The 23,183-nt window shown below is 60.6% G+C and carries 22 protein-coding genes and 1 tRNA gene; 10 read left to right on the top strand and 13 right to left on the bottom strand.

The features are described from left to right. Window positions 1-218: 218 nt before the first annotated feature. The 4 genes from LAN64_10700 to LAN64_10685 form a co-directional block, all read right to left on the bottom strand. A complete protein-coding gene (locus LAN64_10700; GenBank protein MBZ5568303.1) occupies window positions 219-653 on the bottom strand; it encodes a nuclear transport factor 2 family protein in 435 nt (144 codons plus the stop codon). 138 nt (window positions 654-791) lie between these two features. Next, window positions 792-1,940: a hypothetical protein gene (locus LAN64_10695; GenBank protein MBZ5568302.1), complete on the bottom strand. Its 1,149-nt coding sequence runs from the start codon at window positions 1,938-1,940 to the stop codon at window positions 792-794. Between the two features lie 15 nt (window positions 1,941-1,955). Beyond that, window positions 1,956-2,570 (bottom strand): hypothetical protein, encoded by a 615-nt coding sequence (locus LAN64_10690; protein ID MBZ5568301.1) that lies wholly within the window; start codon window positions 2,568-2,570, stop codon window positions 1,956-1,958. Between the two features lie 548 nt (window positions 2,571-3,118). Next, window positions 3,119-4,780, bottom strand: a complete 1,662-nt coding sequence (locus LAN64_10685; GenBank protein ID MBZ5568300.1) for a radical SAM protein — start codon at window positions 4,778-4,780, stop codon at window positions 3,119-3,121. Window positions 4,781-5,068: 288 nt separating this feature from the next. Here LAN64_10685 and LAN64_10680 point away from each other — a divergent pair, with 288 nt between their 5' ends. Next, window positions 5,069-8,182 carry a hypothetical protein gene (locus LAN64_10680; protein ID MBZ5568299.1) on the top strand — a complete coding sequence of 1,038 codons (3,114 nt, stop codon included), beginning with the start codon at window positions 5,069-5,071 and terminating at the stop codon, window positions 8,180-8,182. 481 nt (window positions 8,183-8,663) lie between these two features. On the opposite strand, the gene LAN64_10675 is transcribed toward LAN64_10680, so the two are convergent. Further along, entirely contained in the window at window positions 8,664-9,545 is an 882-nt protein-coding gene (locus LAN64_10675) for a hypothetical protein (protein ID MBZ5568298.1), read from the bottom strand. 392 nt (window positions 9,546-9,937) lie between these two features. Between LAN64_10675 and LAN64_10670 the strand changes: the two genes are divergently transcribed. After that, entirely contained in the window at window positions 9,938-10,414 is a 477-nt protein-coding gene (locus LAN64_10670) for a transposase (protein MBZ5568297.1), read from the top strand. Between the two features lie 69 nt (window positions 10,415-10,483). Here the strand turns inward: LAN64_10670 and LAN64_10665 are convergent, their stop codons facing one another. Both LAN64_10665 and LAN64_10660 read right to left on the bottom strand, forming a co-directional pair. Continuing rightward, a complete protein-coding gene (locus tag LAN64_10665; GenBank protein ID MBZ5568296.1) occupies window positions 10,484-10,648 on the bottom strand; it encodes a hypothetical protein in 165 nt (54 codons plus the stop codon). Further along, the gene (locus LAN64_10660; GenBank protein MBZ5568295.1) at window positions 10,618-12,609 is read right to left on the bottom strand and encodes a radical SAM protein; all 1,992 of its coding nucleotides are present in this window, start codon (window positions 12,607-12,609) and stop codon (window positions 10,618-10,620) included. Before LAN64_10660 ends, LAN64_10665 begins: the two co-directional genes overlap by 31 nt. A 439-nt stretch (window positions 12,610-13,048) precedes the next feature. Here LAN64_10660 and LAN64_10655 point away from each other — a divergent pair, with 439 nt between their 5' ends. From LAN64_10655 to LAN64_10645, 3 genes are all read left to right on the top strand, one after another. Continuing rightward, entirely contained in the window at window positions 13,049-13,282 is a 234-nt protein-coding gene (locus LAN64_10655) for a hypothetical protein (protein MBZ5568294.1), read from the top strand. A 200-nt stretch (window positions 13,283-13,482) separates the two neighbouring features. Next, window positions 13,483-14,166, top strand: a complete 684-nt coding sequence (locus LAN64_10650) for a septal ring lytic transglycosylase RlpA family protein (GenBank protein MBZ5568293.1) — start codon at window positions 13,483-13,485, stop codon at window positions 14,164-14,166. Between the two features lie 171 nt (window positions 14,167-14,337). Further along, window positions 14,338-14,685 carry a histidine triad nucleotide-binding protein gene (locus LAN64_10645; protein MBZ5568292.1) on the top strand — a complete coding sequence of 116 codons (348 nt, stop codon included), beginning with the start codon at window positions 14,338-14,340 and terminating at the stop codon, window positions 14,683-14,685. 72 nt (window positions 14,686-14,757) lie between these two features. Here the strand turns inward: LAN64_10645 and LAN64_10640 are convergent, their stop codons facing one another. Next, window positions 14,758-15,420, bottom strand: a complete 663-nt coding sequence (locus LAN64_10640) for a hypothetical protein (protein ID MBZ5568291.1) — start codon at window positions 15,418-15,420, stop codon at window positions 14,758-14,760. Between the two features lie 453 nt (window positions 15,421-15,873). Between LAN64_10640 and LAN64_10635 the strand changes: the two genes are divergently transcribed. Then, the gene (locus LAN64_10635) at window positions 15,874-16,686 is read left to right on the top strand and encodes an alpha/beta fold hydrolase (protein ID MBZ5568290.1); all 813 of its coding nucleotides are present in this window, start codon (window positions 15,874-15,876) and stop codon (window positions 16,684-16,686) included. 26 nt (window positions 16,687-16,712) lie between these two features. Here LAN64_10635 and LAN64_10630 read toward each other — a convergent pair. Both LAN64_10630 and LAN64_10625 read right to left on the bottom strand, forming a co-directional pair. Then, window positions 16,713-16,787 (bottom strand) — tRNA-Val (locus tag LAN64_10630). A gap of 180 nt (window positions 16,788-16,967) precedes the next feature. Further along, window positions 16,968-17,144: a hypothetical protein gene (locus LAN64_10625; GenBank protein MBZ5568289.1), complete on the bottom strand. Its 177-nt coding sequence runs from the start codon at window positions 17,142-17,144 to the stop codon at window positions 16,968-16,970. 148 nt (window positions 17,145-17,292) lie between these two features. On the opposite strand from LAN64_10625, the gene LAN64_10620 reads away from it, so the two are divergent. Genes LAN64_10620 through LAN64_10610 form a run of 3 tightly spaced genes read left to right on the top strand, consistent with a single transcriptional unit; the run spans window position 17,293 to window position 19,204 of the window. Next, window positions 17,293-18,063, top strand: a complete 771-nt coding sequence (locus LAN64_10620) for a sigma-70 family RNA polymerase sigma factor (protein MBZ5568288.1) — start codon at window positions 17,293-17,295, stop codon at window positions 18,061-18,063. Window positions 18,064-18,075: 12 nt separating this feature from the next. Then, a complete protein-coding gene (locus LAN64_10615; GenBank protein MBZ5568287.1) occupies window positions 18,076-18,549 on the top strand; it encodes a zf-HC2 domain-containing protein in 474 nt (157 codons plus the stop codon). 7 nt (window positions 18,550-18,556) lie between these two features. Next, window positions 18,557-19,204, top strand: a complete 648-nt coding sequence (locus LAN64_10610; GenBank protein MBZ5568286.1) for a DUF3106 domain-containing protein — start codon at window positions 18,557-18,559, stop codon at window positions 19,202-19,204. Between the two features lie 43 nt (window positions 19,205-19,247). Here LAN64_10610 and LAN64_10605 read toward each other — a convergent pair whose 3' ends face one another. The 3 genes from LAN64_10605 to LAN64_10595 all read right to left on the bottom strand — a co-directional run bounded on the left by LAN64_10605 (window position 19,248) and on the right by LAN64_10595 (window position 21,484). Next, window positions 19,248-20,156: a transglutaminase-like domain-containing protein gene (locus tag LAN64_10605; GenBank protein ID MBZ5568285.1), complete on the bottom strand. Its 909-nt coding sequence runs from the start codon at window positions 20,154-20,156 to the stop codon at window positions 19,248-19,250. 283 nt (window positions 20,157-20,439) lie between these two features. Next, the gene (locus LAN64_10600) at window positions 20,440-21,072 is read right to left on the bottom strand and encodes a hypothetical protein (GenBank protein ID MBZ5568284.1); all 633 of its coding nucleotides are present in this window, start codon (window positions 21,070-21,072) and stop codon (window positions 20,440-20,442) included. A 10-nt stretch (window positions 21,073-21,082) separates the two neighbouring features. After that, complete coding sequence (locus LAN64_10595) at window positions 21,083-21,484, bottom strand: MarR family transcriptional regulator (protein MBZ5568283.1); 402 nt, start codon at window positions 21,482-21,484, stop codon at window positions 21,083-21,085. Between the two features lie 132 nt (window positions 21,485-21,616). On the opposite strand from LAN64_10595, the gene LAN64_10590 reads away from it, so the two are divergent. Further along, window positions 21,617-23,065, top strand: coding sequence for an NCS1 family nucleobase:cation symporter-1 (locus LAN64_10590; protein MBZ5568282.1), 1,449 nt, complete (start codon window positions 21,617-21,619; stop codon window positions 23,063-23,065). Window positions 23,066-23,183: the final 118 nt, after the last annotated feature.

The raw sequence follows: 23,183 nt of genomic DNA, 5'->3' as shown, positions 1-23,183 counted from the left end.
TTTTCGCACCCCTGCCACTAATATCCGGCTGCCCGGCAACCGTGACACAACATTCGACAACCAAAGCCCGCTGTCCAAGCGGGGTGGGTAGTGGTCTCCGCTGTTGCCACGATCGTAACGGCGAGCTAACCAGCCTCGCAGCGGACGCAAGCGCAACTAGATGACAGGAGGACAACGACATTGGTCACCCGGGCGAGCGACCTGGGCAATCTTGGAATCTAGCTGCCGGCGAGCTTACTTTCGGAGTGCGCCACCATCACCCATCCCTTCTTCAACTGCTGCCAGACGCTCAGGGTCGAGGCGGTGGAGGGTTGGCCTGCCCACTGCGCCTGCAGGGTGCAGGTGACGACCATGTCGGCGCCGTTGAGGTGGGAGTTGCACTCGCTGAGGGAAAAATCGGTAAGCGGCGCTTTCTGAAGATCGCGCAGGAACGCGGCTCGGTCGGTGGTTCCGCCGGGGCCGGTTCCGGCGAAGGTGTCGGCGACGTGTCTGTCCACCTCGGCCCAATTCTTTGCCTGCACGTCCTGCCAGAACAGCTTCTCGATCTGCTCGCCGCCGGTGGCGCCGGTCCAGCCAGATGCCGGCTTGCTCCACATGTTGCAGGCAAGTGTAGAGGCGAGTAAGAGGACGATGAGGGCGAGGCGGTTGGACATGGGCGCGATTGTAGAGGGCGCAGGGCTCACGGCACAAGACAATCAATTCCCGGATGCCCATTTCCAGCCCAAAACAATTGCCAACTCGGCCCGCATGGCCGGCCTATCAGTACGGTTCGACGTTACTACTTCGCGCGGTCACTGTTTCTTCTCCGGGATCTTCATACCCGCGTAGGCCGCAGAACTGATGCCCATCAAGCCAAGAAGACTGGGGTCGAACTGCGGCATGGCCAAGGTGTCGTAGACAGTCACAATGAAGATGATCATCAGCACTATGCTCCACAGTCCGAATTGCACGCGGTGCAGGCTAGCGCCGGCGTCGGTAGACAGCAGATCCGGGAAAATACTCTCCGTCTTCGAGACGGTTGTTCCCTTGCCCCCGGCTGCCTTGTCCTTTTCCTTTTCCTTATCGACGACGGCGGCGGTAGCGTAAGTACCGGCGGATATTCCTAAAATCGCCAATATGGTGCGCGGGATTTCGGTGTTGTACTCGCCGGTGATTAGCCAAATGAAGAGATAGGCATAAACCACCAGCAGGGTCCACACTGCGATCTGCGTGCGCGACAGGCTGTAGGCCCGCTCCGGTGGAGCGATGTTTACCTTCTCACCGTGCTCGTCCACCGGAGGCGGTTCCTTGTCTCTGAGGGCCCCGGTCCTGCGAGCGACAACAAGAAAGCCAATGCCGAGGACTACCGCCACAAGGAGGAAGAGGCCGAGGCGTATACCGCCGAGACGGACAAATTCCGCCTTATACGTGGAAGGCAAAGGTGGCCCATTGATCAAGCCGAGGCTGACGGGCACCTCTTTGCGCTCTTTGCCCAATCCTCCCAACAGCTTCTTCCAACTTTCCTTGCCCCTTTCGCTCGATAGGTCACGGGTTATGGGAAAGGTCAACCGGAAGGTGACTACGCTATCTGGGCCCTGGTTTTTCTCCTCCGGGTCGCCTGCGCCAGGAGGCAGTAGCTCGTCGGTTTGACGCTCGACGACCGGATGTGTGCCGGGCAGAGGCTGGCCGTCGAGGAAGAGAATGAGATCGGTGACTTCCGGTGCGCCTTCCTCATCCATCAACTCGTGGGTGGTGGTCACATCAAAGCCGATCTTGCCTCCAATGGCGATTTCCCCATTCTGACGAGGATGGGTTGTGCATTCGGCGGTCTTCTTGCCATCGCCGGCATCATTCAGTTGGACCATGCACGCAATGTGATAGACACCGTCGGCCCGCTGAGCCAGCGCGGCCAAGGAGGAGCCGATCAGGAAGGACAGCAACAACCAATATTTCGTCTTCATTGTCCGAACTCCGTCCTAGGGTGAAGGGTTCCAATCTTCCAAAGCCTTCCACCCGGTGGTCTTGGTGCAATTTCCCGATTGGCATACGAAAAAAGACGCGATGGGGTGGATCTCCCACAAAGAGAAGCGCCTGGGATTGCCACCCGCTTTTCCGGTTTTCTGCGTATTCGGTTGATGCTCGCTATCAAAGAACAGCCGGCCCCGTATCTTGACGGGCAACTGCTGCGACTGGATCTTTTTCAGCTTGTCGAGATTCCAATCTTTGTTTCTGCGGTGAGGGTTCTGCGGGATCATCTCGACCACTACACCTTCGGTCTCATCGCCATTCTTAGCGGGTGTAATGTTGATGTGGTAATCATTGCTGGGCTCATCCTTGAACTTGCAATTCACCGATTCGCCGGTGTTCGGATGTGGCGGTAATTTGGTGGCAGCAATGAAGCCAACCAACTCGACGAAGTCTCCTTCGCTGAAGTTCCCGCTTGCCGCCTTCAGACCCGAAAGCACGATCTTTCGCGGCGCCCCTTTCATGGAGTGGTAGCTGGAAACCTTCTCCCCTTTGACAACGATGGCGCCATTAGCAAATTTGCTATCCACATCGCCCTGCAGGTCCTTGAGGTCGCTGAAGCTCACGACGGCCGGGCTGCCGTTGGTCGCTGTCGTCCGTTTCTGGGTGTTGGTTGCCGCCAGCGGAGAGCCGGGTTTGGAACACCCAATCGTCGGACATGAGGCAAGGGTCTTGAAGGAGCACTTGACGGCAGTGTCGGCCCGGACATCGAGCGCGGAAAGAGCAAACAAGGCAGCGGCAAACAGAAAAACCTTCGTATGCATAACGAGCCCCTCTCCTGGGATACGCACGCCAATGAGGACTTATACCTTGGGGAAGTCGCGGCACTCCGAGCCCGGCCGATGACTACACAAGTTGCACCATACACGATCAGGTGACGCTGACGGCAGACGCGACCAAAGTTCCCGACGGGCGACTCGCCCGCGGCAACGTCGCCACACAGTATAGGCTAGCGTTCGCTCATTACTCACTCACAAGGAATCTGGAGTCTGTTCCGAAAAACGAACCCAGCCATGTGATCTCCTTATTTCTGATAGAGGTCACCCAACAGGGAGTCCTGCCGGTTGGCCGCCAAATTTCCAGAAACGGAACACTATGGGTTTGAGCGTTGAGCCTAATCGGCGGAGCCGCAGCCTCCGCACGAAACCACTTGCTCCTTGACCGCGTGCAGTGGTTTGTCCAGCGGCACGGAATACTGCTTCTCGATCTTCTCGCGGAAAGTGGGGCCGGAGTTGTAGGCGCAGAAGGGATAGATGAGGCCGTTAGGGGCGGCGTAATGAATGACGCAGCGCTTCACGCGCTCGACGTCGTAGTTGTACAGGTCCATGAAGTGCATGCCGGCGACCAGCAGCGTGCGGTAGGTATATTTGCCGTCCATGCCGTCGCGGCCGAGCTTTTTGTCGGTCATGCCCTGCAAGGTTTGCAGAAACTTGGTAAAAGTCAGTCCCGGCGGCGCGAATTGCGGCTTGAAGTGGCGTTGCAGCGAGCTCCACGCCTTCACCTTGGTAAAGATCTGCAAAATCGAGCGGCGCGTGGTGCGCGAGTACTCTTCCATGTCCTGCAACATGGCGCCGACATCGACGAACCGCGTTATCGGTACCGCGGTTTTGGTCTTTTCATCGATGAACAGGTACGTACCCATGGAGCAGTGCGGGTTGCAGGTGAGCGTCGGCACCTCCTCGCCGCGCATGGCGGAGGCCAGCCGCGAGAAAGGCGAAACGCAAGCCAGCGGGAAGAAATCCTGCAGCGGCTCGAAGATGCCGGTCTGATCGGCCATGGCATGGGCCCAGTCACCGAGGGTGAAGCGCTTGGCTTCCAGTTCATTGCGGTTGATGCGCCCGGTGAAAGCCACGGGCTGGAAGCTGATGCCGGAGACGCAGTCGATGTTGTCAATCGCCATGCGCACGATATCGCCAATCTGGTGATCGTTGACGCCGCGCACGATGGTGGGCACAAAGACGATCTTGATGCCCGCCTCGCGGCAGTTCTTGATGCACGCGACTTTTTTCTCCATCAACGATGCGCCGCGCGTGCGCCGGTAGATGTCGTCACAGATGCCGTCGAACTGCAGATACAGGGTGCTCAGGCCGTGCGCCTTGGCTTTGAGCGCGAACTCCAGGTCGGCCAGCATGATGCCGTTAGTCGCGGCCTGGATATGCGAGAAGCCCATATCGCGCGCCATCGCGCAGATTTCCATGAACTGCGGATGGATGGTGGGCTCGCCGCCGGAAAACTGCACCACGCGCCCGGCTACCGGCTGCTCGTCGCGCAGCGCCTGCAACATGCGGCGGACGTGGTTAATGTCGGGCTCGTAGAGATAACCCTGCACGTTGGCGTTGGCGAAGCAGACCGGGCAAGTCAGGTTGCAGCGGTTGGTGAGATCGACGTTGGCGAGCACGGTGTGCGAGATGTGCATCGAGCACAGGCCGCACTGCTCCGGGCAGCGCGTGGCGTTGGCAATGGCCGGATTCTTGACCCCGCGGTTGTCGCCGAAGTGCCAGTTCTCCATCTTCAGATAGAGCTTCACGTCGGGAGAGATCAGGTCGCGGAAGCGCCCGTGCGCGGCACAAGACTTCTCCATGTAAACCTTGCCGCTGTCCTCGAGCAGCGTCGCCTCGATCAACTCGCTGCAATCCGGGCACAGCGACTGGGTCGTGCGCGGCAAGCCTTTTTGCACCGGGACGATCGGCGAGCCGGAGTAGGTGGTCTGCGGCTGCGCGATCTTGAAGTCCGGGCGGCGGCCGGGCAGGAACGCCGGTTTCGGCGATGAGGGCAAGGTCTGTGTGCTCAAAGCAGGGGCCTCCTCGATTGGCTGGTCCTCGGTGCGTGCCAACAGAGGCACACTTTCGGTGACTGCCTGATTAGAACCCCGGCGGGAACAAATCCCCAAAAGCACTCCAATGCGGGCCTGAGCCGTTTGCTGCAGTGAGGCGCCGTTCACACCGAGAAAACGACCGGGAGGGAAGGTTCGTCACGCATGGATGTGAGGCGGATCACAAAGAAGCAGTCGGCTGTCAGCTTTCAGCCAGCGCACCAACCCGTTGCTATACTCCATAACTCCACTATGCACCGACAAGAATTCGCGCGTTGCGCCGCATGGCCGATACTCGCCGTTCTCCTTTTGGCGCTTGCCGTTACCGGCCAAAACGTTACTCCCAACCTGTATTCCGGAATGCGCTGGCGGATGATCGGCCCATTCCGCGGCGGGCGCAGCTTGACTGCCGCCGGCCTGCGCGGGCAGCGCGACGTCTACTACTTCGGCGCGGTGGGCGGCGGAGTGTGGAAGACCACCAATGGCGGGCGAACCTGGCAGCCGATTTTCGATGCGCAGCCGATTGCCTCGATCGGATCGTTGGCGGTGGCGGCATCGGACGCCAACATTATTTATGTCGGAAGCGGCGAGGCTTCCATCCGCTCCGACATATCGTTCGGCAACGGGGTTTACAAGTCCACCGATGCCGGGAAAACCTGGACCCACATCGGCCTGGAAGACACGCGCCACATCGGCCGGGTGCTGATTGATCCCAAAGATCCCAACATCGTTTTCGTCGCGGCGCTTGGCCATGCCTACGGGCCGAATGCGGAGCGCGGCGTCTTCCGCAGCAGCGACGGCGGTCGCTCGTGGCAGAAGGTCTTCTACAAAGACGAGAACACGGGCGCCATTGACCTGGCGTTCGACCCGGAAAATTCGAAGATCGTCTACGCCACGTTGTGGAATGCGCACCGCCCGCCTTGGAGCACCTATGCGCCGATTCAAAGCGCGGGCAGCGGTTTATACAAGTCAACCGATGGCGGAACCACCTGGACGCAGATCAAAGGCAACGGCCTGCCGGCAGCGGACTGGGGGCGCGCCGGGATTGCGACGTCACGCGCGGTGGTGTATTTGCTGCTCGACGTGTTGAAGGGTGCCGAGGGTGGCCTGTACCGCTCCGACGATCGCGGCTCGACCTGGCGGCGCGTCAGCAATGACAAGCGCATCTTCGGGAGGCAATGGTACTTTGGCGAGATCACTGCCGATCTTCACGACCCCGACGTGGTTTATATCCCCAACGTGGCGCTCTACAAGAGCAGCGATGGCGGCAAGACGTTTGCTGCACTCAAGGGCGGGCCCGGTGGCGACGATTACCACTTCCTGTGGCTCGATCCCGACGATGCGGCGCGCATGATCGTGGCCAGCGATCAAGGAACGATTGTCAGCGTGGACGGTGGCAAGACGTGGACGGCGTGGTTCAACCAGCCGACGGCGCAGTTCTACCACGTCGCCACCGACAACCAGTTTCCGTATCACGTGTACGGCGCGCAACAGGACAGCGGCACGGTGGCGACCACCAGCCGCAGCGATTACGGATCGATTACTTATCGCGACTGGTATTCGGTGGGAGGAGGCGAGGCGGGATACATCGCGCCCGATCCGGCCGATCCCAACACCGTCTATGCCGGGGACACCTACGGGCGGCTGTTTCGCTGGGACAAAATCACGGGCCAGTCGCACGACATCTCGCCGACCGCTGTAGAAGAGTGGACCACGCCAATCACGGCGAAAAAGCTACGTTTTACCTGGACATCCCCGGTAGTGTTCTCGCCGCAGGACTCGCACACGCTCTACATGGGCGCGCAATACGTGCTGCGCTCGACCGATCGCGGAAATTCGTGGCAGAAGATCAGCCCGGATCTGACGGGATGCGATGTAACTAAACCAAGTCATGTGGGTAACTCGAGTGATGGAGCGCGTTCGCCCTCGAACGCGAACGAGCCGGTTACGACGCAGAACGCCGCTTCGCGCTGCCATGGCGTGGTGTACACGATCGCGCCGTCGCCGCTGGACGCGAATGTGATCTGGGCGGGCACGGATACCGGGCGGATCTGGCTGACGCACGATGGCGGGAAGACATGGAACGATGTGACCGGCCACGATCTGCAGCCGTGGAGCAAGATCAGCATGATCGAGGCGTCACATTTTAGCCCCGGTACAGCATACATAGCAGTTGATCGGCATCGGTTGGATGATTACCAAGCGTATGTTTTTCGCACCCTCGATTACGGGCAGACGTGGCGGCAGAATTCGATTTATCACGGCCGACCGTTCAAGAAAGCCAACCCTGACACACCCGGATTTGTAGGCGGTGCCATCAACCTCAGCAATTCGACGCCGACGCCAGGCTACGTTCATGCCGTTCGCGAGGACCCGAAGCGGATGGGGCTCTTATACGCGGGCGCAGAGGGTGGTGTGTACGTCTCACTTAATGAAGGCGAGATATGGTGGTCGTTGCAGCTCAACCTGCCGGTCGCGCCGGTGCACGATCTCGTCGTGCATGACGACGACCTGGTGATCGCCACGCACGGGCGCTCGTTCTGGATTCTGGACGACCTCGCGCCGCTGCGACAAATCACGCCAGAAATGTCGAAATCCGCCGCGCATTTTTTTGCACCGCGGACCGCGATGCGTGTGCGCAGCGACGTCGCCCGCGACACCCCGATTCCCGCCGACGAACCCGCCGGCCAGAATCCGCCCGCGGGCGCAATCTTCGACTACTATCTCGGCGCGCCGGCGAAGGAAATCGCGCTGGAGATTCTGGACAGCACCGGCAAGCTGGTGCGACGGTTCTCCTCCGCCGACAAACCCGTGCCGCCGGAGAGCAACGTCGCTTTCTCAAGTGACTGGTTCGCACCGCCGCCAAAATTGCAGCCGACAGCCGGCGAGCATCGTTTCGTCTGGGACCTGCGCTTTCCCGACCCGCCCAGCCTGCACAAGAATTACGATATCTCGGCGGTGTACGCCGTCGGCGCAGCCGGCCTGCCGCGCGGACCGCTGGTATTGCCGGGCAAGTACGAAGTGAGGTTGACTGTCGACGGTAAGAGTTATTCACAGCCGCTGATGGTGAAGCTTGACCCGCGGTTAAAGGTCAGCACTGCCGACCTGCAAAAGGAGTTCGAATTGGAAACAGAGATCGGTGCGGCGGTGCAGCAGGCGTACGCAGCTTTGGAGCAGCGCGGACAACTCGCGTCGGCAAAGCAGCCTCAGACGCCGGGAGAAGGCAACCCGCTCGCCCGAACGCTCAACAATCTGGCGAGCTTGCTCGAGGTAGTGGACACCGCCGACGCCGCTCCCACCCAGCAGGCGCAGGAAGCGTGGCAGGAATTGCGGGCGAAACTGGCTCAAGAACTTCAGCGCAAATGAGTGCCGTCCCTACGCTACGGGACTCCGGAAGTCGGAAGGCTTGGCCTTTACGACGCCCTCACCGCACCCAGCCAGTTGCCGCGCCGAACCGCAGGTTTTTCTAAACGCATGGGCCGGGGCGAACTTTACGAGTATTACAAGCGCACCGGCATGCTGGAGGTTTACTTCGCACTGTTCCCCGCAGGTTAAGCGCTGGTGAGGAGCACACACCAGCTGTCACCACGTAATCAGGTCAGGCCGCATTAAATCCTTTCCCAACCAAACGGAAGCGCTAATTAGGCACCCCCCACAACAAACGGGAATTTTCACCCGGCAAGATTTCAGCCCCTCCCGTGAAAGTCGTCGATATGCAGAGGCACGGCACGACGATGGCGGATGAGAAAGCGCACGCGAGTGCACCCCCTAGGTACCCGCAAAAGCCGCGATCTCCGAAGTCTATCGTCACAAACTATACGAAAGAACTGCCACACGGTTTTCGACCCTACAAGTGACACACTGAGCACGCCGGTATTCCGGCTACATCATAGCCCCACATGAAGAACGCCGCCTCTAGCGCTCGTAATGGCTGCGTATCGGCATGGAACTTCGCCTCTTTTGAGGAAGCTAATGCGCTGGAGAGAATCCAACTCCCACGAAGATTCCAACGAACGTGCTGGGCTGGACTGTTGTTTACCCACGGAAAGCTGAAATGAGTACAGCTGGGATTCCGTAACTTGTGGGCGTTTTCCCCCTCTTTGGCGGGCAAACATCCCACGCGAAGCAAAGGCGGTACGCACGCTCTGCTAGTCTCTTGACACCACAACGCGACAAGCCACGCCAGTGTCGCAGCAACGCGGCTGTCGTAAATAATAAATTTATCTACGAGCAAAGAGTATGCCTTCGACATCCCCACAGTAAATCGCCCAACGCGGTCGTCTGTCACCTCATCGTCGTCGAGAGAGAGGATGCTCCGCGTGTCCGCTAGGCGCTTCGCTAAACCGTTGCTGTTTGCGTCAAGCCACTTGGCGTTTCCGCTCGTAACCCCGCCCCATTTCATAATGGCCTTGGCCCAATCGCGGGCAGCGACATCTGCCTTCCCCGGGGGGACGACGCTCAATGCGCTCGTAAGGCCATTCTTGAGCACGGTCAACGCCTTATCGTTGTCCATATAACTAGAACCCTGGATGTCACCGTTCCCGCCCGGTGCCTTGAACGAGAACTTCCACTTGTACTTATCACGAGCACCCCACAGCCCGTCAAACGTCACGCTAGCTTTGCGAGGCTCAGAATATTGATGTTTCGGCGTGCTTTTAGTGAGCAGGTTGGAAAGCCAACTGACGAAGTCTAGAACGTCTGACTGGCCTAAATACGCTTGCCGTTGCATTCCGTACCCCCGGGCCTACTTTTGCAGCACCTCAACGCTCCCAGTGTCTCACAACGGGTAGGACCTGAGACGACCTGCGAAGGCCCGTAAACAGCGGGCTTGCACGTCTCATAATTTCGGTCTCAGCACCAGGGGCATGAAATACGGCTATGCCCGCGTCTCGACTCAGGATCAGAACCCTGCGCTACAGTGGAGGTAGTGGACACCGCCGACGCCGCCCCCACGCAGCAGGCGCAGGAAGCGTGGCAGGAATTGCAAGAGAAGATACAGCAGCAGCTTCATCAATAGTAGCTGGAGCGCGTTCGCCCCCGAACGCGTCCTTTTGGGAATTGCCATCGATTTTCGGTAAAGCGGACGTCACAGCCCGGTGCTCTCGCCATAGAATGCCTCAGATGTCTCCAGTCATCGAGCGACGCTCCGAGTACCGGCGAGACCTTCCGCATAAGCAAAACGGTGGAACCACTCTCTTTGTCACGATGACCACCCGAAAGCGCTGGGTCCTGCCGCCCGAGGCGAGGACAATTGTTCTCGACAATTTCCGGCGCGAGCACAACAACCGGGTGTTCTTATACGCCGCAGTTGTGATGCCCGACCATGTGCATGCCTTGTTCGCACCATTGCCGGACCAGACAGGCGAATGTTTTGGCTTGGCTGAGATTATGAATGGCTTGCGCGGGCCCTCCGCGCACGCGATCAATAAGCTCCTGAAGCGTCGTGGACCGGTTTGGGATCGCGACTTTTTCGATCGTCTGCTGCGCCACGGCGAGTTCGAGCGGTATATGGACTACATCTGCTTGAATCCCGTTCGGCGCGGTTTGGCACGTACGGAAGAAGAATATCCGTGGTCGTGGGTTGAGCCTGCGTATTGATGTTCGTCGCGTTCGAGGGCGAACGCGCTCCAGCTCTTCAATCGCGTTCGAGGGCGAACGCGCTCCAACTCAGTCGCCGAGCACCGCCTCTTGCTCTTCGTGCTTGGCGTGACCGTCGCCATTCCCGTTTGACTTTCCGTTTCCATTCCCGTTGGCGGGAACAAGAGTGGTCAGCGGGATGAATCCTTCCGGCTGTTTTTCCTTCAGCACGACTTCCCGGTACATCTTGGCCATCTTTTCGTTATACGCGGGATCGTTCTTCTGCTTGGCGTCGCGGGCGCGGGTCTTCTCCTCGCGCGCGTTCTTGGCTCTTCTTCGGTGATCAGGTCGCGGTTCAGCTTGAGCGCCTTCAGTTGCACGCCGTCGCTGATCGAAACCTTCTTGCCGCCGGCAAAGATTTCGTGCCGCCCATGTTCCTCGTACCACTTGGTAAGGGTAGCGGTCATGTGCATCTTCTCGATGATGTTGCGCCAGCCGACGCCCGTGTTATAGGCGCAGAAGCTGATCTCGCCCTCCTGCGTGGCGTAAGGAATGATGCACTGCTCGGTGCGCCGGAAATCGTAGTTGTACAGGTCCTGGAACCACATGCCGGCGACGAACAGGACGTTCCAGCGATCGTCGCGGCGCTTCTCCACGTCTTCCAGGGTGCGGTCGGCAGTGGTCTTGCCGTAGCCGCCGCTCTGCGCCTTCTTGCTGACGCCGAAACTCTTGTCGAGCTTTTTCAGGAACTCGAAAATCGTGAAGTGGGTGGTGGTCTTGAACGGGCTGTAGTTGCGTGTGATCGCCAACGCCATCCCCACCGCGGACCAGAACTTGCTGCGGCCGCCGTCGGTGACCTTGGCCACGTCCTTGGCAAACTGGTCGGCATTGATGAATGCAGTGATCGGCGCGGCTTCCTTGGTGATCTTGTCCACCATGATGCCCATGCCGACGCCGCAATTGGGATGGCAGCCACAACTCAGTTGTCCCCACTCGGCGGTGGGCCCGTGCACCAGGTCAGCCCAGTCGGAGAAGGTGCCCATGAAGGAAAGCGGGAACCAATCACGCGCGGGTTCGCCCAGGCCAGTCCGGTTTTTCACGTCGTGCGCCAGGTGCGCCAGGGTGTAGCGCTGCGCAGTGCGGCGTTCATCGGTAATAGCCTCATCGCGTCCAGTGAACGAGACGGGCTGGAAGGAGATGAACGAGATCACCTTCGGGTTGTCGAGCGCAAATTTCACCAGGTTCCCGACCTGTTCGTTGTTAATCCCGTTGACGATGGTGACCACGGGCACGATGTCCACGCCCGCTTCGAACAGGTTCTCGATCGCCTTCAACTTCACGTCAAACAGGTTGCCGACCTTGCGGTGCGCGTTGGCGGCATTGCCGATGCCGTCGAACTGCAGGTAGGCATAGCGCAGGCCCGCTTCCGCCGCCTGCTTGCAGAATTCCTTGCTCTTGGCGAACTCGATGCCGTTGGTCGCCGCCTGCACCGAGGTATAGCCAACCTTGCGCGCGTAGCGAACGGCGTCGAGGAAATAGGGCGAGAGCGTGGGCTCGCCGCCGGAGAACTGCACCGACATCTGCCGCTTCGGCTTGATGGAAATGGCGTTATCGAGCAGCGTCTTAATCTCTTCCCACGTCAGTTCGTGCACAAACCCGACCTGGTTGGCGTCCATAAAGCAGGGATCGCACATCATGTTGCAGCGGTTGGTCAGGTCGATGGTGAGCACCGCGCCGCGGCCCCACTTCACCGTGCTGGTGCCGTGATGATGCAGCTTCTCGTCGTTGTGCGAGCGGATGTCGCGGCCGGGAAAGACTGCCTCGATGTGCTTGAACATCGCCGAGTCAATCGACATGACATCTTCGAAGTGCCCGTGCTTGGGGCAATCCTTCACCATCAGGATCTTGCCGTCGCGCTCGACGATCTGCGCCTTGATCTCGCCGACCTTCTCGTTGAGCAGGATCTCGTGCGGCAATTTGCCGTCGAGGACCTGCTGCCGGATTTCGGGCACGCACTTCGGGCAAAGGGAGTCGGTAGTGCGCGGCCAACCGAGTGGAGGCTTTTGCTTTTCGTAGGATTTCAGGAGAGGTTTGTCGGACCATTTGGGCGTGAAGGAAGGCTTCTGCTTGAAGCGATTGCCGAATTCAAATCCCTTCCAGGCCGCCTTGGCGGCATACACCAATCCCAACTCGACAAACTTAATCGGCTTAGGCATCGTCTATCACCCCTTCGCGGTGGCAACGCATTTACGACGTACTGACGTACTGATGAAATACACCCCAACGTGGATGAACCAATTCACCCTGCCGTCCCCACGGGCGGCGCAATACCCCGCGCTCCTTATGATATTGGCTGGCCCCGTGCTCCCTCATTCGGAAAGCATGAAAAGGAAAGATTTGGCTGCTTAGTGGCACTCATGTGCATTAAACGGCGTCACAATCCGGCGGCTAACTGCTTGAAAAACAAGGAGAATTGGTAAATCCGGCAGGCATGTGGCGGAGGCGGGCGCCTGGGGGGACGAAAGCAGCCCGGGAACGTCGGCATCTTAACTGAGAGTGCCAGTAACAGAAAAGGTACGAACAGATTGACCTCAGAATTCATGGCGGCCGATAATGATCGAGCTTGGCTGTGCGCCACGAGCGTGGACTATTGCGATGACTCAATCCGACAAGCGCCAATCTTCGCGCCCTCCTTTCGAGGACGCCGGACGCAAACTAGAGGAAGCGGCCCGTCGTCTGGAGCAGGAGACGGAGAAGTTCATCCGGTACCTGAACGACGAGGTAGTGCCGGAAGTTCGCGAGCACTCCAGCCGCGGCCTGCGCCGAGCTTCCAAAGAGCTGGAGAAATTCGCCGACTACCTGGAAGAAACGAAGAAAACCGGCCGTTAGTCGATGGTCGATGGTCGATGTCCGATGGCAGCCAGTCGATGGTCGATGGTCGATGTCCGATGGCAAGAAGGCTAGCGGCGCCTTCCTGCAAAGTGCCGATGGTTGATTCCCCAACCAGTTCTCGGATGTCAAAGCGGCCAACGACTAACGACCAACGTCCATCGACGGCTGCCTGGTTTCTTCCGTGGCTCTGTGCCTTCGTGGCCTTGTTTTCCCTCGGCTGCGGCCATAAGAAGGAGGCGCAGAGACTCCCGCCGCCGCCCCCGATTGCACCCGCCGTAGAAACTCCGAAGGAGACCGCGAAAGCGCAGCCGGCGGCGCCGTCCAATGCCAAGCCATTGTTTGTGCAGATGGGGAAAGCGAGTTGGTATGGCGCGCCCTTTCACAATCGCAAGGGATCCAATGGCGAAGTCTATGACATGAACGCGCTCACCGCCGCGCATCTTACGCTGCCGCTAAATTCCATCGTGCGGGTGACCAACATGAAAACCGGGCAGGCGGTAGTGGTGCGGATCACCGACCGCGGGCCCTTCGTGGAGGACCGCATCATCGATCTTTCGATGGCAGCCGCCAAGGCGATTGACGTGTGGCGGCACGGCACGGCCCTGGTCAAGCTGGAAGTCCTGCAGTCGCCGGCGGACATTCGCAGCGGCGGACGATGGGCGGTGCAACTGGGTGGCTTCCCTGAAGAAGAAGAGGCGCGCCGCATCCAGGACAAGCTCTCCCGCCGCTATCACACTGCCAAGGTGCTGGCTTTCAGCAGCCCGGTCGGCGATTGGTGGGTGCGGGTGCGCGTGCTGGGCGACGACAAGCACCGCGCCGAGGAGGTCGCCGGCAGCAGCCCCGCGGCGCGAGAGCACACGTTTCTGGTAAGACTGGACTAGTCGGGTTCGAGTAAACTCGTGCCTGACGCGTGGCGGATGAAGCATCTCCGGTGGCTGAGCATTTCTATTTCGTTGTTTCTCGAATGGATCGCTCTGCCCTTTGCATTTGTTGCGGGAATGGCTGTAAGCGGACAGTGGATATGAAGTCAAGACAAAAACTGGCGCTCCTTAATGATTCACACTGACTGCCTGTTCTGCAACATGATCGCCGGCAAGACGCCGTGCCGTAAGGTGTTCGAAGACGAGCAGGTCTTGGTCATCGAGGACATCCGCCCGCAGGCGCCCACGCACGTGCTCATCATCCCCAAGAAGCACATCCGCGGGCTCAAGGAAGCAGCACCGGAGGACGCGCAGATCATCGGGCACTCCCACCGGGTGGCGGCGCAGATCGCGCGGGAGCGCGGTATCGAGGACGGCTATCGCACGGTATACAACGTCGGGCCGCGCTCCGGCCAATCCGTCTTCCACCTGCATCTGCACTTGATCGGCGGGCGCGACATGAAGTGGCCGCCGGGATGAAGGAGCCTTTAGCTTTCAGGCATCGCGCAGGTGCACACAGCTGCCTGAAGCCTTGCGCCTGCAGCCTGGAGCCTACTGAATATCCTGCTCTTCCGGCGCGCCATGGCGGCGCAGCAGCGACGGGAGGTTCTGCGAAAAGGCGGAGCGCGGGATCACCATGTCGCAACCCGCCTCCATCGCCTTCACTTTCAGGTCGCCCTGCACGTGCGACAGGAACCCGATGATGGTGGTGCCCTTCTTCAGTTCTTTCTTCAGCCGGGGAATGGTGGTCAGAGGCTTGGCGCCGACATTGTTGAGGTCGAAGATGATCAGCGACGGCTTGTCGTTGCCGTTCTGAGCCATCCGCTCCAGGATGTCCTTCTCCGTTTTGACGTATTCCACCTTGACGTTCAGCTTGCGCGACGTCTCCTGGATTTTGGCCAGGAAGAACAGGTCGTCAATGAAAACGAAGATGCGCGCGGCGGCGTTCTCGTGTTGCTGCGGCAGCGGCTCCGGGTCGGGCTGCAGATACTGCGTGCCGGCAGCGCGTTTTCCGGGAACGTTGTTGCCCTGCAGCGCGGCGCGGTAGCTGTGGTCCATGGGATGGGTAAAGACTCCGCCGGGATTGTTGTGCTGTTGTTTGTGCTGACCCTTGCCGGCTTGGGAGCCGCCAGGGCGACCTCCGGGGCCGCGACGGCCGCGGCGGCGCTTGCCCTTCCCTCCGTGGCCTGAGGGATGCTTCGGTCCAAAATTCATGATGCTCTCTTCAGTCCCGCTGGGGAGCGGGAACATTATTTACGCTGAGTTGAATCACTCCGTCGGAGACGCCCACTGGTCACGCATTATCCGGATGCCTTCATTCCGGGTGCGGATGGAAACTCGTGAACCATTCTCGTCCGCTTGACGCTTGGCAATTGCTGCGCGCGGACTGCGGTACGGGAGAGTACCGCTCGGAAGCCGATATTGATACTACCCGCCGCCGCTATGGAAACGCAAGCCCAATGCGAATGAGGAATAGTGTCTAAATTCTCTATTACGACATTACCCCTAATGAAGTGCTCCGGGCCAGCGGCATAACTGGGCCGAATGCGGTTGGAAGCACTCCAGGGAAGGAAGGCTGAATTCCAGCCCGGTTCGGGACGGAATATACTCGGCGGTACTGTGGCGTCCGCGTGTTGCGGCGAATCTCGATCCGCTGGTCTATGAACGATGCCAAGAGACGACATCCTCCGCGAGCCACCTGCCCCAGCCGACCAGCGCATCCGCTACGGGCCCGAGCCGGAACAATTCGCCGATCTCTACTTCGCCTGCGACAAGTCGCGCGCCCCGCTGGCCATCAACCTCCACGGCGGATACTGGCGCGCCGCTTACGACCTCATCCACGCCAGCCCCTTCTGCGCCGCGCTGGCCGCTCGCGGCATCAACACCGCCAACATCGAATACCGGCGCGTCGGCTCGGTGTGGGCCGAGTCTCGGCCCAAAGGCCTGCCATCTCCAAGCTGGCCGCGCACCTTCCAGGATGTCCGCTCCGCCTATCGCGACCTGATGCAGCGCGCTGCTGAACTGGGCATCGCGGCCGCACCCGCCGTCATCCTCGGACATTCCGCCGGAGGCCAGTTGGCGCTCTGCCTTGCGGCCCACGAGAAGACCGTCCGCCACTGCATCTCGCTGGCCGGTGTCCTCGACCTGCGGCGGGCTTGGCAACTGCACCTCAGCAACGATGCCGTCGTCGAATTCCTCGGCGGCACCCCCGAGCAGGCGCCGGAGTACTACCGCGAAGCGTCGCCGCTGGAATTGAACATCCAGAACGCGCGCCAAGCGATCGTGCACGGCCTCGCCGACGAGGTCGTGCCCGTCGCCATCAGCCGCGATTACGCCGCAGTGAAAAAAAACCGCGGCGAGCAGGTGGAGTTCGTCCCCCTCCCGAAGGCCAACCACTTCGATGTGATTGATCCGGGGAGTAAGGCGTTTGCTACGGTTGCGGATACTGTGCTTCGGCTCGTCTCGGGCTCACGCGCTTGAAGGCTAAAGGCCGAAGCCCTGAGAAATGGTGGGCGCTACTGGATTCGAACCAGTGACTTCCACCGTGTGAAGATGGCACTCTACCGCTGAGTTAAGCGCCCCACGCCTGCGCCTTCGTGCTTCCGGCGGGTACAGAGGAGAAAAGGCTTACGCGCTTTAGAACGCGCACCCAAAGCCAGATTACACCGGACTCGCAACCGGTGTCCAACCGTTTCTAGACACCTCGAGCGGGCGAGCGGGAGCGCCAACTCGCGTACGTGCGGGCGGAAATGGGTCAAGAATCAAGCAGCGCGGCCTTTGCTCTGCCAGACCGCGCGCACCTCCTCGACGGTCATGCTGTGCAGCCAGTCGGCCACTTCTTCGGGGGTGAGATCGGGAAGCCTGGCATCGTCCAGGGCTTGCCGGATGCAGGCAACAACTTGCGAGAGGACGCTCAGGTACTCGGGGTTTGCGGGCATGCGGCCTCCCTGCCTGGCACAAAACCAGTGCCACCGAGTTGCCATTAGATGCGGCCACCATCGTCGAGGTAGTATGGCGATCTGCGCCGATTCTGCAATTTTGCGCGTCTTTGAGATAATGTCGGAACGGGGTTTCACCCCCGTCCGAATGGCCGAATTCAAACCCAAACCCGACTCCCTGAAAAGCGGCCCCAGACCCGCTCCCAGGCGCCCTTCCGACCCACAACTTTCTTCCCCCATTGGGGTTAGATCAGGTGTGAGCAGCGTGGCCATCGACCGAGGGTTGCTCCCGGGCGACCGGCGTCGCAGCGAGGCGGGGTTGCAGGTATCTGCGCCGGTCAGCTATGAAGCCATGACCGACGCCGACGTCATGCTCCGCGTTAAACACGGCGACGACGCGGCCTTTGAGTACCTGGTCACCAAGTTTCGCCGCCCCATGCTGAGTTTCATGTACCGCATGGCGCGCAATAGTTCGGTGACCGAAGAGCTGGTGCAGGAAGTTTTCCTGCGGGTGTATCGCTCACGCGCCACCTACAATGCGGAAGCCAAGTTCAGCACCTGGCTGTACCGCATCGCCACCAACCTGGCGGTGAACCACGCGCGCGACACGAAGTACGAGAAGCCGGAACTAGCCGTGCACCTGGACGAGGCCGACAGCGAAACCGGGCAGACCCCTGACCTCGCCGACGGCGCTCCCTCCGCCGAACAAGTGCTGTTGCGGCAGGAGAGGCTGGCTGCGATTCGCCAGCACGTGCACAATCTGCCCGAACGCCAGCGGTTGGCCGTGCTCATGCACAAGTACCAGGGGATGGACTACCGGCAAATCGCCGAAGTGCTCAAGTTGAGCGAGTCGGCGACCAAGTCGCTGCTTTTCCGCGCCTACGAAACGCTGCGCGAGAAGCTGAAGGATTTTATTTAAGGGTGTGTTGTCATGAACTGCAAACAGATTCGCGAGCGTCTGCTGGACTTGATGGACGGAGAGACCGGTCCCGGCGAACTGCGGGACCATCTGGCCGGGTGCGCTTCCTGCGCCGCCGAACTGGCTTCCCTGCGCCAGACCATGGGGCTGTTAGAAGAGTGGAAAGCGCCGACTGACCTCAGCCCGTATTTTATGACGCGCCTACGCGCCCGTGTGCGCGAGGAGCAGGCGCGTCCCGCCAACTGGCTGGCTTGGTTTCGCAAGCCTGCCTGGGCGGTCACGTTGATGGTCCTCATGGTTGCCAGCATCAGCCTCTTCCAGGGAAGCCGGGATGTGAAGGATAATGGCTCCAATCGGACCAGTGTGGCGCTCAGGCCAGGCACCGCGGTCGGCGATCTGGAGTATCTCGACCGCAATCACGATCTGCTGGCCGATTTCGATATGCTTGACGATTTGGAAATGACACCAGCTACGGTACAGAATTAGGGGAGAGATGAAGTTGGGCCGGAAATTCATTGCCGTGATCGGGGTGCTCGCCTTGAGCGTGGGCATGGCCGCGGCTCAGGGTGGCGGTCCGCCCGGGAAAAAAGGCGAGAAGCGCAAGGACGCGCCGCCGCCGCCGCCGGTAAGCGCGCCCCGCTTCGTTTCTCCGGTACGGCCGCAAGGACCCGTGTTTCGTGGTCCTGGCCCGCACATGGGCGACTGGCTCCGCCACAATGAAAACCTTCCGCCCGACCAGCAGTTGCGCAAACTGGAGCAGGACCCAGAGTTCCTACGCCTTGCGCCCGAGCGTCAGCAGCGCATGCGCCAGCGTCTGCAGAACTTCACCCACCTTCCTCCAGAGCAGAAGGACCGCATTCTGCAGCGCATGGAGACCTTTGAGCACCTTCCTCCCGAACAGCGGCAGCGCCTGCGCGAGATGTTCCACCAGTTCCGCGCCCTGCCGCAGGACCGCCAGAATGAACTGCATCGCGCCTTCCAGCAGTTGCAGGGCTTGAGCCCCGAGGAGCGCCAGAAGGTCCTCGACTCGCCCGAGTACCGCGACAACTATTCAGAACAAGAGCGCGGCTTGCTGCGCGGCATGAGCACGATCGGCATCACACCCAATCCCAATCGCGGGCCGCAACCGCCGCCACGGTAGAGCGGTTTAACGGTACCTGAAACCGACAACCGCAAACCGGAGCCTAATTCCTCGTCGCCAGGGATCGCCGGATGGACAGCGCGGTGTGGCGGACTTCATCCGCATCGGAGGCGTCCGGCGACATTTTCAGATACTCTTCCAGATCCTCGACTGCGCCGCGCAACTGGCCCACGCTGTAGCGCAGCAACGCGCGCTGCTTCACGTCCTCGGGCGAGCGCGGATAAATCGCGCAGATCAGGTCCACTACGACCAGAGCCTTGCGAAGATTGCGCGCCGCCCGGTACACGTTTTTCAAGTTGTTCAGAATGCGGGTCAACATCTGCCGTCGGCTCACCGAGAGCAGGAACTGCGGCTGCAGTGGCAGTTGTCCGGAATAAATTTCGTCCAGCCGATTCTGACATTCGCGCGCGGTCACGATGGCGCCGCGGTTGAACGCGTCAATCAGGGTTTCGCGGCCTTCGACATCGTAGTGCTTGAGCAGAAAATGTCCCGGCATGCCGACACCGAATAGCGGAAACCCGATCCGCCGCGCGACTTCCATGTAGACCAGCGCCAGGGTGATGGGAATGCCGAGCTTGCGCTGGAGCACGTCGTTAAGGAACGAGTTGCGCGGATCGTAGTAGTCCTCGCGATTGCCGCGGAACCCCTCCTGCTCGAACAGCACGTAGTTGAGCGCGGCGATGGTTTCGCCGGGCTCCGCAACTCGCGGCAGGCGGGCTTTTGCGCAGCGCGCCAGTTCCTCGAGCCGGCCAAGATACGGGTCGAAGTCGAGATCGGGGTATTCGGTGCGGGCAATGGTCAGGGCGGCTCGATCCAGCGGAATGCGCTCATCGTCGACGTGCGGGCCCACCAGGGAGGCAAAGGCCTCCGCCACGGCCCCGGATTGTTGATCGCGCGGCACAACCTCATGGTAGCAAGAAACGAGATGGCGAGGGCCGCCGGAAGCGTTCATGGATGCGCAAAGAGTCAAACCACCCAACCTGCCGATCATGCTGCTTCCGCCACAGAGTCTCGCTAAGGCGGGAACGCTTCCTTACTCCTCGAAATCCGAACCTTTTCGCAGCATGTTGCAAAACGCGCGGGATCCGTGCCACACCAGCGACATGTCGGGGTACGAGAATGATGCTGCCAAGATATCCGGGACCGAGAGTGGCAACGGGGAGAGGAACTAACTGCAAGCGGTCCTCGGACCTGAGCTCGCGTTAAACCTCTCCCGAGACATGCCATGTCGCCACTCATGCGGCGGAGGACTGAAGCTGCCGTCCGGCGGCTGAGTTCCGGTCCGCTTGCCACTGCCTGGCTTGCGCAATGCAAATGAAGTGGAAGATCAGGAGCAAGGGGACGACGAAGGTCGGGATCATGCTCAGGGGCAGCACAGTCAAAGGCTGCATGGACGGAGCACTCGGGCTGATGAGCCTTGCGGTCGTGCCCAGCGACACGGCGTTGACCAAGTCAATCATGCCGAGCACTTGCCAGAGGATGAAGCCGATGCGGTGGCCGGGACTGGCAAGCCTCCACGCGATCCAGGGCGCCGTCACTCCGATGGCGAAGTCTCCCCAGCCCGCCGGCAGCGCAAAGACGCCGGGAAGGAGGCCGAAGGCATACAGAACGACGAAGACAAGGCCGCCTATCCTCCAAGTCTGAACGATCGTGAGGAGGCGCGGATCCAGCGAGCGGGTGAACCGCTGAAACCCCGGCGAGATGGCGAACCACACCCCAAACAGGACGAGCGGTGTAAGCGCAGCTATTGCCACCGGGAACGCAAGCTGGGCGCTGTCGCTCTCGAATAGATGTGCCGCTGACGCGGCCAGTGAAGCGAGAAACCAGGCGGCGATCAGCGTGATCGCGAACTTTCCATAGTTGGTCATAACGGATCTCCTAGGTTGTAACTACCTTTGTGAGTTCGGTGGTCAGGTTGAGCAGTTCGCGCCAGTGTGCGCCTCCGAGACGGCGGCGCAGCAGCACTTGCGCGTCCTGCCAAGCGGGAAGTGCACGCTTGAGTTGTTCATGTCCGGGCTTGCTGAGGCGGAGCAGGCGTTGCCGTCGATCCTTGCCGTGGTCCTTCTCGATCCAGCGATGTCTCGCCATGATGACCAGCGTCCGCGTCAGCGTCGTGCTGTCCATGGCCAGAATGCGGCCGAGTTCGCCCTGCGATACCTCCCCGGCCCGCGAGAGTGCCTGCAAGACGGTGAACTGGGTGGCGCGCAGGCCAACGGGCCGAAGCGCTTCGTCGTAGAGCTGGGTGAGCGCCCGCGACGCCCGGCGAAAGCTGGCGCACATGCAAGCCAGCGTCGGTAACGAGGTAGCGATCATGGATAGATAGATGTATATACATATAACGTTGGTGCAGAAAATTTCGCTGAGACGCTTCGTCTTCCCGGGTACAATGCCCTGAACGTGGGGTTCTCAGGAATGTCTCCGCCGAAGCGCTCGATTGAATCGAGCCCGCTCTACAACAAGGACTTGGCGCCGACCGATCCGGCGCGGCGCACCTGGGGCACGTACAACTATGCCGCGCTGTGGATCGCGATGGCGCACTGCATTCCGACCTACATGCTGGCCTCAGGCCTGATCGGCGCGGGCATGGACTGGAAACAGGCTCTGCTGACGATCCTGCTCGGCAACACCATCGTGCTGGTTCCGATCCTGCTCAATTCCCATGCGGGCACCAAGTACGGCATTCCGTTTCCGGTGTTTGCGCGAGCAGCGTACGGGACGCGCGGATCGAACTTGCCGGCGCTGATGCGGGCGCTGGTGGCCTGCGGTTGGTTCGGCATACAGGCTTGGATCGGGGGGCAGGCGCTCCACGTGTTCTTCCGCGTGCTCTGGCCGGGATGGACGACGGCGATTCCCGGCAACTTCGGCGGCCACACGCCGACGGAATGGATTTCCTTCCTGCTGTTCTGGGGTCTGAATATCCTGGTGGTCTATCGGGGAATGGACCTGCTGAGAAAGGTGGAAAACTGGGCGGCGCCGTTTGTGCTGGTGATGACCGCGCTGCTGGTGTGGTGGGCGCTGGGGCGAGCGCACGGGCTCGGACCCATCTTGGCGCAGAAGGGCAAGTTCGCGACGTGGCGTGAATTTTGGCCGGTGTTCGTGCCGTCGCTCAGTGCGATGATCGGATTCTGGGCGACGCTGTCGCTGAATATGCCGGATTTCACGCGCTTCGGCCGCAGCCAGCGCGAGCAGGCGGTCGGGCAGGTGGTTGCGCTGCCGACCACGATGACGGTTTTTGCCTTTATGGGCGTGGTGATCACCAGCGCGACCGCCATCATTTATGGCAAGGCGATCTGGGACCCGGTTGAGCTGGTGGGAAAGTTCACCCAGCCGTGGATCGTGGCGATTTCGATGTTCACGGTGGTGGTAGCGACGCTGTCGGTGAACATCGCCGCCAACGTGGTTTCACCGGCCAACGATTTTGCCAACGCCTTTCCGCGGCTCATCACCTTCCGGCGCGGAGGGCTGCTGACTGGGCTGATTGGAATCGCGATGCAGCCCTGGAAGCTGCTGGCCGATCCATCGGGCTACATCTTCAAATGGCTGCTGGGATATTCCGGCGGGCTGGGCTCGATTGCGGGCGTGCTCATCGCCGACTACTGGCTTGTGCGCCGGCGGCGGCTCGAGGTTGACGATCTCTACCTGGGCAACGGCATCTATGGCGGATGGAACCGGCGCGGAATCGTCGCCACGCTGCTGGGCTGTGCCGCGGCGTGGATTGGATTGGTGGTTCCGGCGCTGCGGGTGTTGTACGACTATTCGTGGTTTGTCGGGTTCGGCGTGTCGTTCGTCGCCTATTGCCTGCCGGAAATGATGAGCAAGCCGTACGTCGAGGAAGCGGGGGAACGGGCGGCGGCGGATTAGCGGATTCCTGCTGGTCGTCCTTAACGGGCCTTGCCCGGTGAGCGTCTCCGGCACTGCTGAGCCCGTGTGAGAACTTCAGCCGTGCCTACGGCACTCCAGCGATTCCTCCCACTCCAAC

Source organism: Terriglobia bacterium (genome assembly GCA_020073185.1).
GTDB lineage: Bacteria > Acidobacteriota > Terriglobia > Terriglobales > Acidobacteriaceae > JAIQGF01.
Note: the sequence above shows the minus strand (reverse complement) of the source record. Positions and strands in the feature narration are given on the sequence as shown.

What these genes read in the sequence shown, in the direction of transcription:
- LAN64_10700 (MBZ5568303.1), bottom strand. Translation starts at nt 653, where the DNA reads ATGTCCAACCGCCTCGCCCTCATCGTCCTCTTACTCGCCTCTACACTT.
- LAN64_10695 (MBZ5568302.1), bottom strand. Translation starts at nt 1,940, where the DNA reads ATGAAGACGAAATATTGGTTGTTGCTGTCCTTCCTGATCGGCTCCTCC.
- LAN64_10680 (MBZ5568299.1), top strand. Translation starts at nt 5,069, where the DNA reads ATGCACCGACAAGAATTCGCGCGTTGCGCCGCATGGCCGATACTCGCC.
- LAN64_10675 (MBZ5568298.1), bottom strand. Translation starts at nt 9,545, where the DNA reads ATGCAACGGCAAGCGTATTTAGGCCAGTCAGACGTTCTAGACTTCGTC.
- LAN64_10670 (MBZ5568297.1), top strand. Translation starts at nt 9,938, where the DNA reads ATGTCTCCAGTCATCGAGCGACGCTCCGAGTACCGGCGAGACCTTCCG.
- LAN64_10665 (MBZ5568296.1), bottom strand. Translation starts at nt 10,648, where the DNA reads ATGGCCAAGATGTACCGGGAAGTCGTGCTGAAGGAAAAACAGCCGGAA.
- LAN64_10660 (MBZ5568295.1), bottom strand. Translation starts at nt 12,609, where the DNA reads ATGCCTAAGCCGATTAAGTTTGTCGAGTTGGGATTGGTGTATGCCGCC.
- LAN64_10655 (MBZ5568294.1), top strand. Translation starts at nt 13,049, where the DNA reads ATGACTCAATCCGACAAGCGCCAATCTTCGCGCCCTCCTTTCGAGGAC.
- LAN64_10645 (MBZ5568292.1), top strand. Translation starts at nt 14,338, where the DNA reads ATGATTCACACTGACTGCCTGTTCTGCAACATGATCGCCGGCAAGACG.
- LAN64_10640 (MBZ5568291.1), bottom strand. Translation starts at nt 15,420, where the DNA reads ATGAATTTTGGACCGAAGCATCCCTCAGGCCACGGAGGGAAGGGCAAG.
- LAN64_10635 (MBZ5568290.1), top strand. Translation starts at nt 15,874, where the DNA reads ATGCCAAGAGACGACATCCTCCGCGAGCCACCTGCCCCAGCCGACCAG.
- LAN64_10625 (MBZ5568289.1), bottom strand. Translation starts at nt 17,144, where the DNA reads ATGCCCGCAAACCCCGAGTACCTGAGCGTCCTCTCGCAAGTTGTTGCC.
- LAN64_10620 (MBZ5568288.1), top strand. Translation starts at nt 17,293, where the DNA reads ATGGCCGAATTCAAACCCAAACCCGACTCCCTGAAAAGCGGCCCCAGA.
- LAN64_10615 (MBZ5568287.1), top strand. Translation starts at nt 18,076, where the DNA reads ATGAACTGCAAACAGATTCGCGAGCGTCTGCTGGACTTGATGGACGGA.
- LAN64_10610 (MBZ5568286.1), top strand. Translation starts at nt 18,557, where the DNA reads ATGAAGTTGGGCCGGAAATTCATTGCCGTGATCGGGGTGCTCGCCTTG.
- LAN64_10605 (MBZ5568285.1), bottom strand. Translation starts at nt 20,156, where the DNA reads ATGAACGCTTCCGGCGGCCCTCGCCATCTCGTTTCTTGCTACCATGAG.
- LAN64_10600 (MBZ5568284.1), bottom strand. Translation starts at nt 21,072, where the DNA reads ATGACCAACTATGGAAAGTTCGCGATCACGCTGATCGCCGCCTGGTTT.
- LAN64_10595 (MBZ5568283.1), bottom strand. Translation starts at nt 21,484, where the DNA reads ATGTGCGCCAGCTTTCGCCGGGCGTCGCGGGCGCTCACCCAGCTCTAC.
- LAN64_10590 (MBZ5568282.1), top strand. Translation starts at nt 21,617, where the DNA reads ATGTCTCCGCCGAAGCGCTCGATTGAATCGAGCCCGCTCTACAACAAG.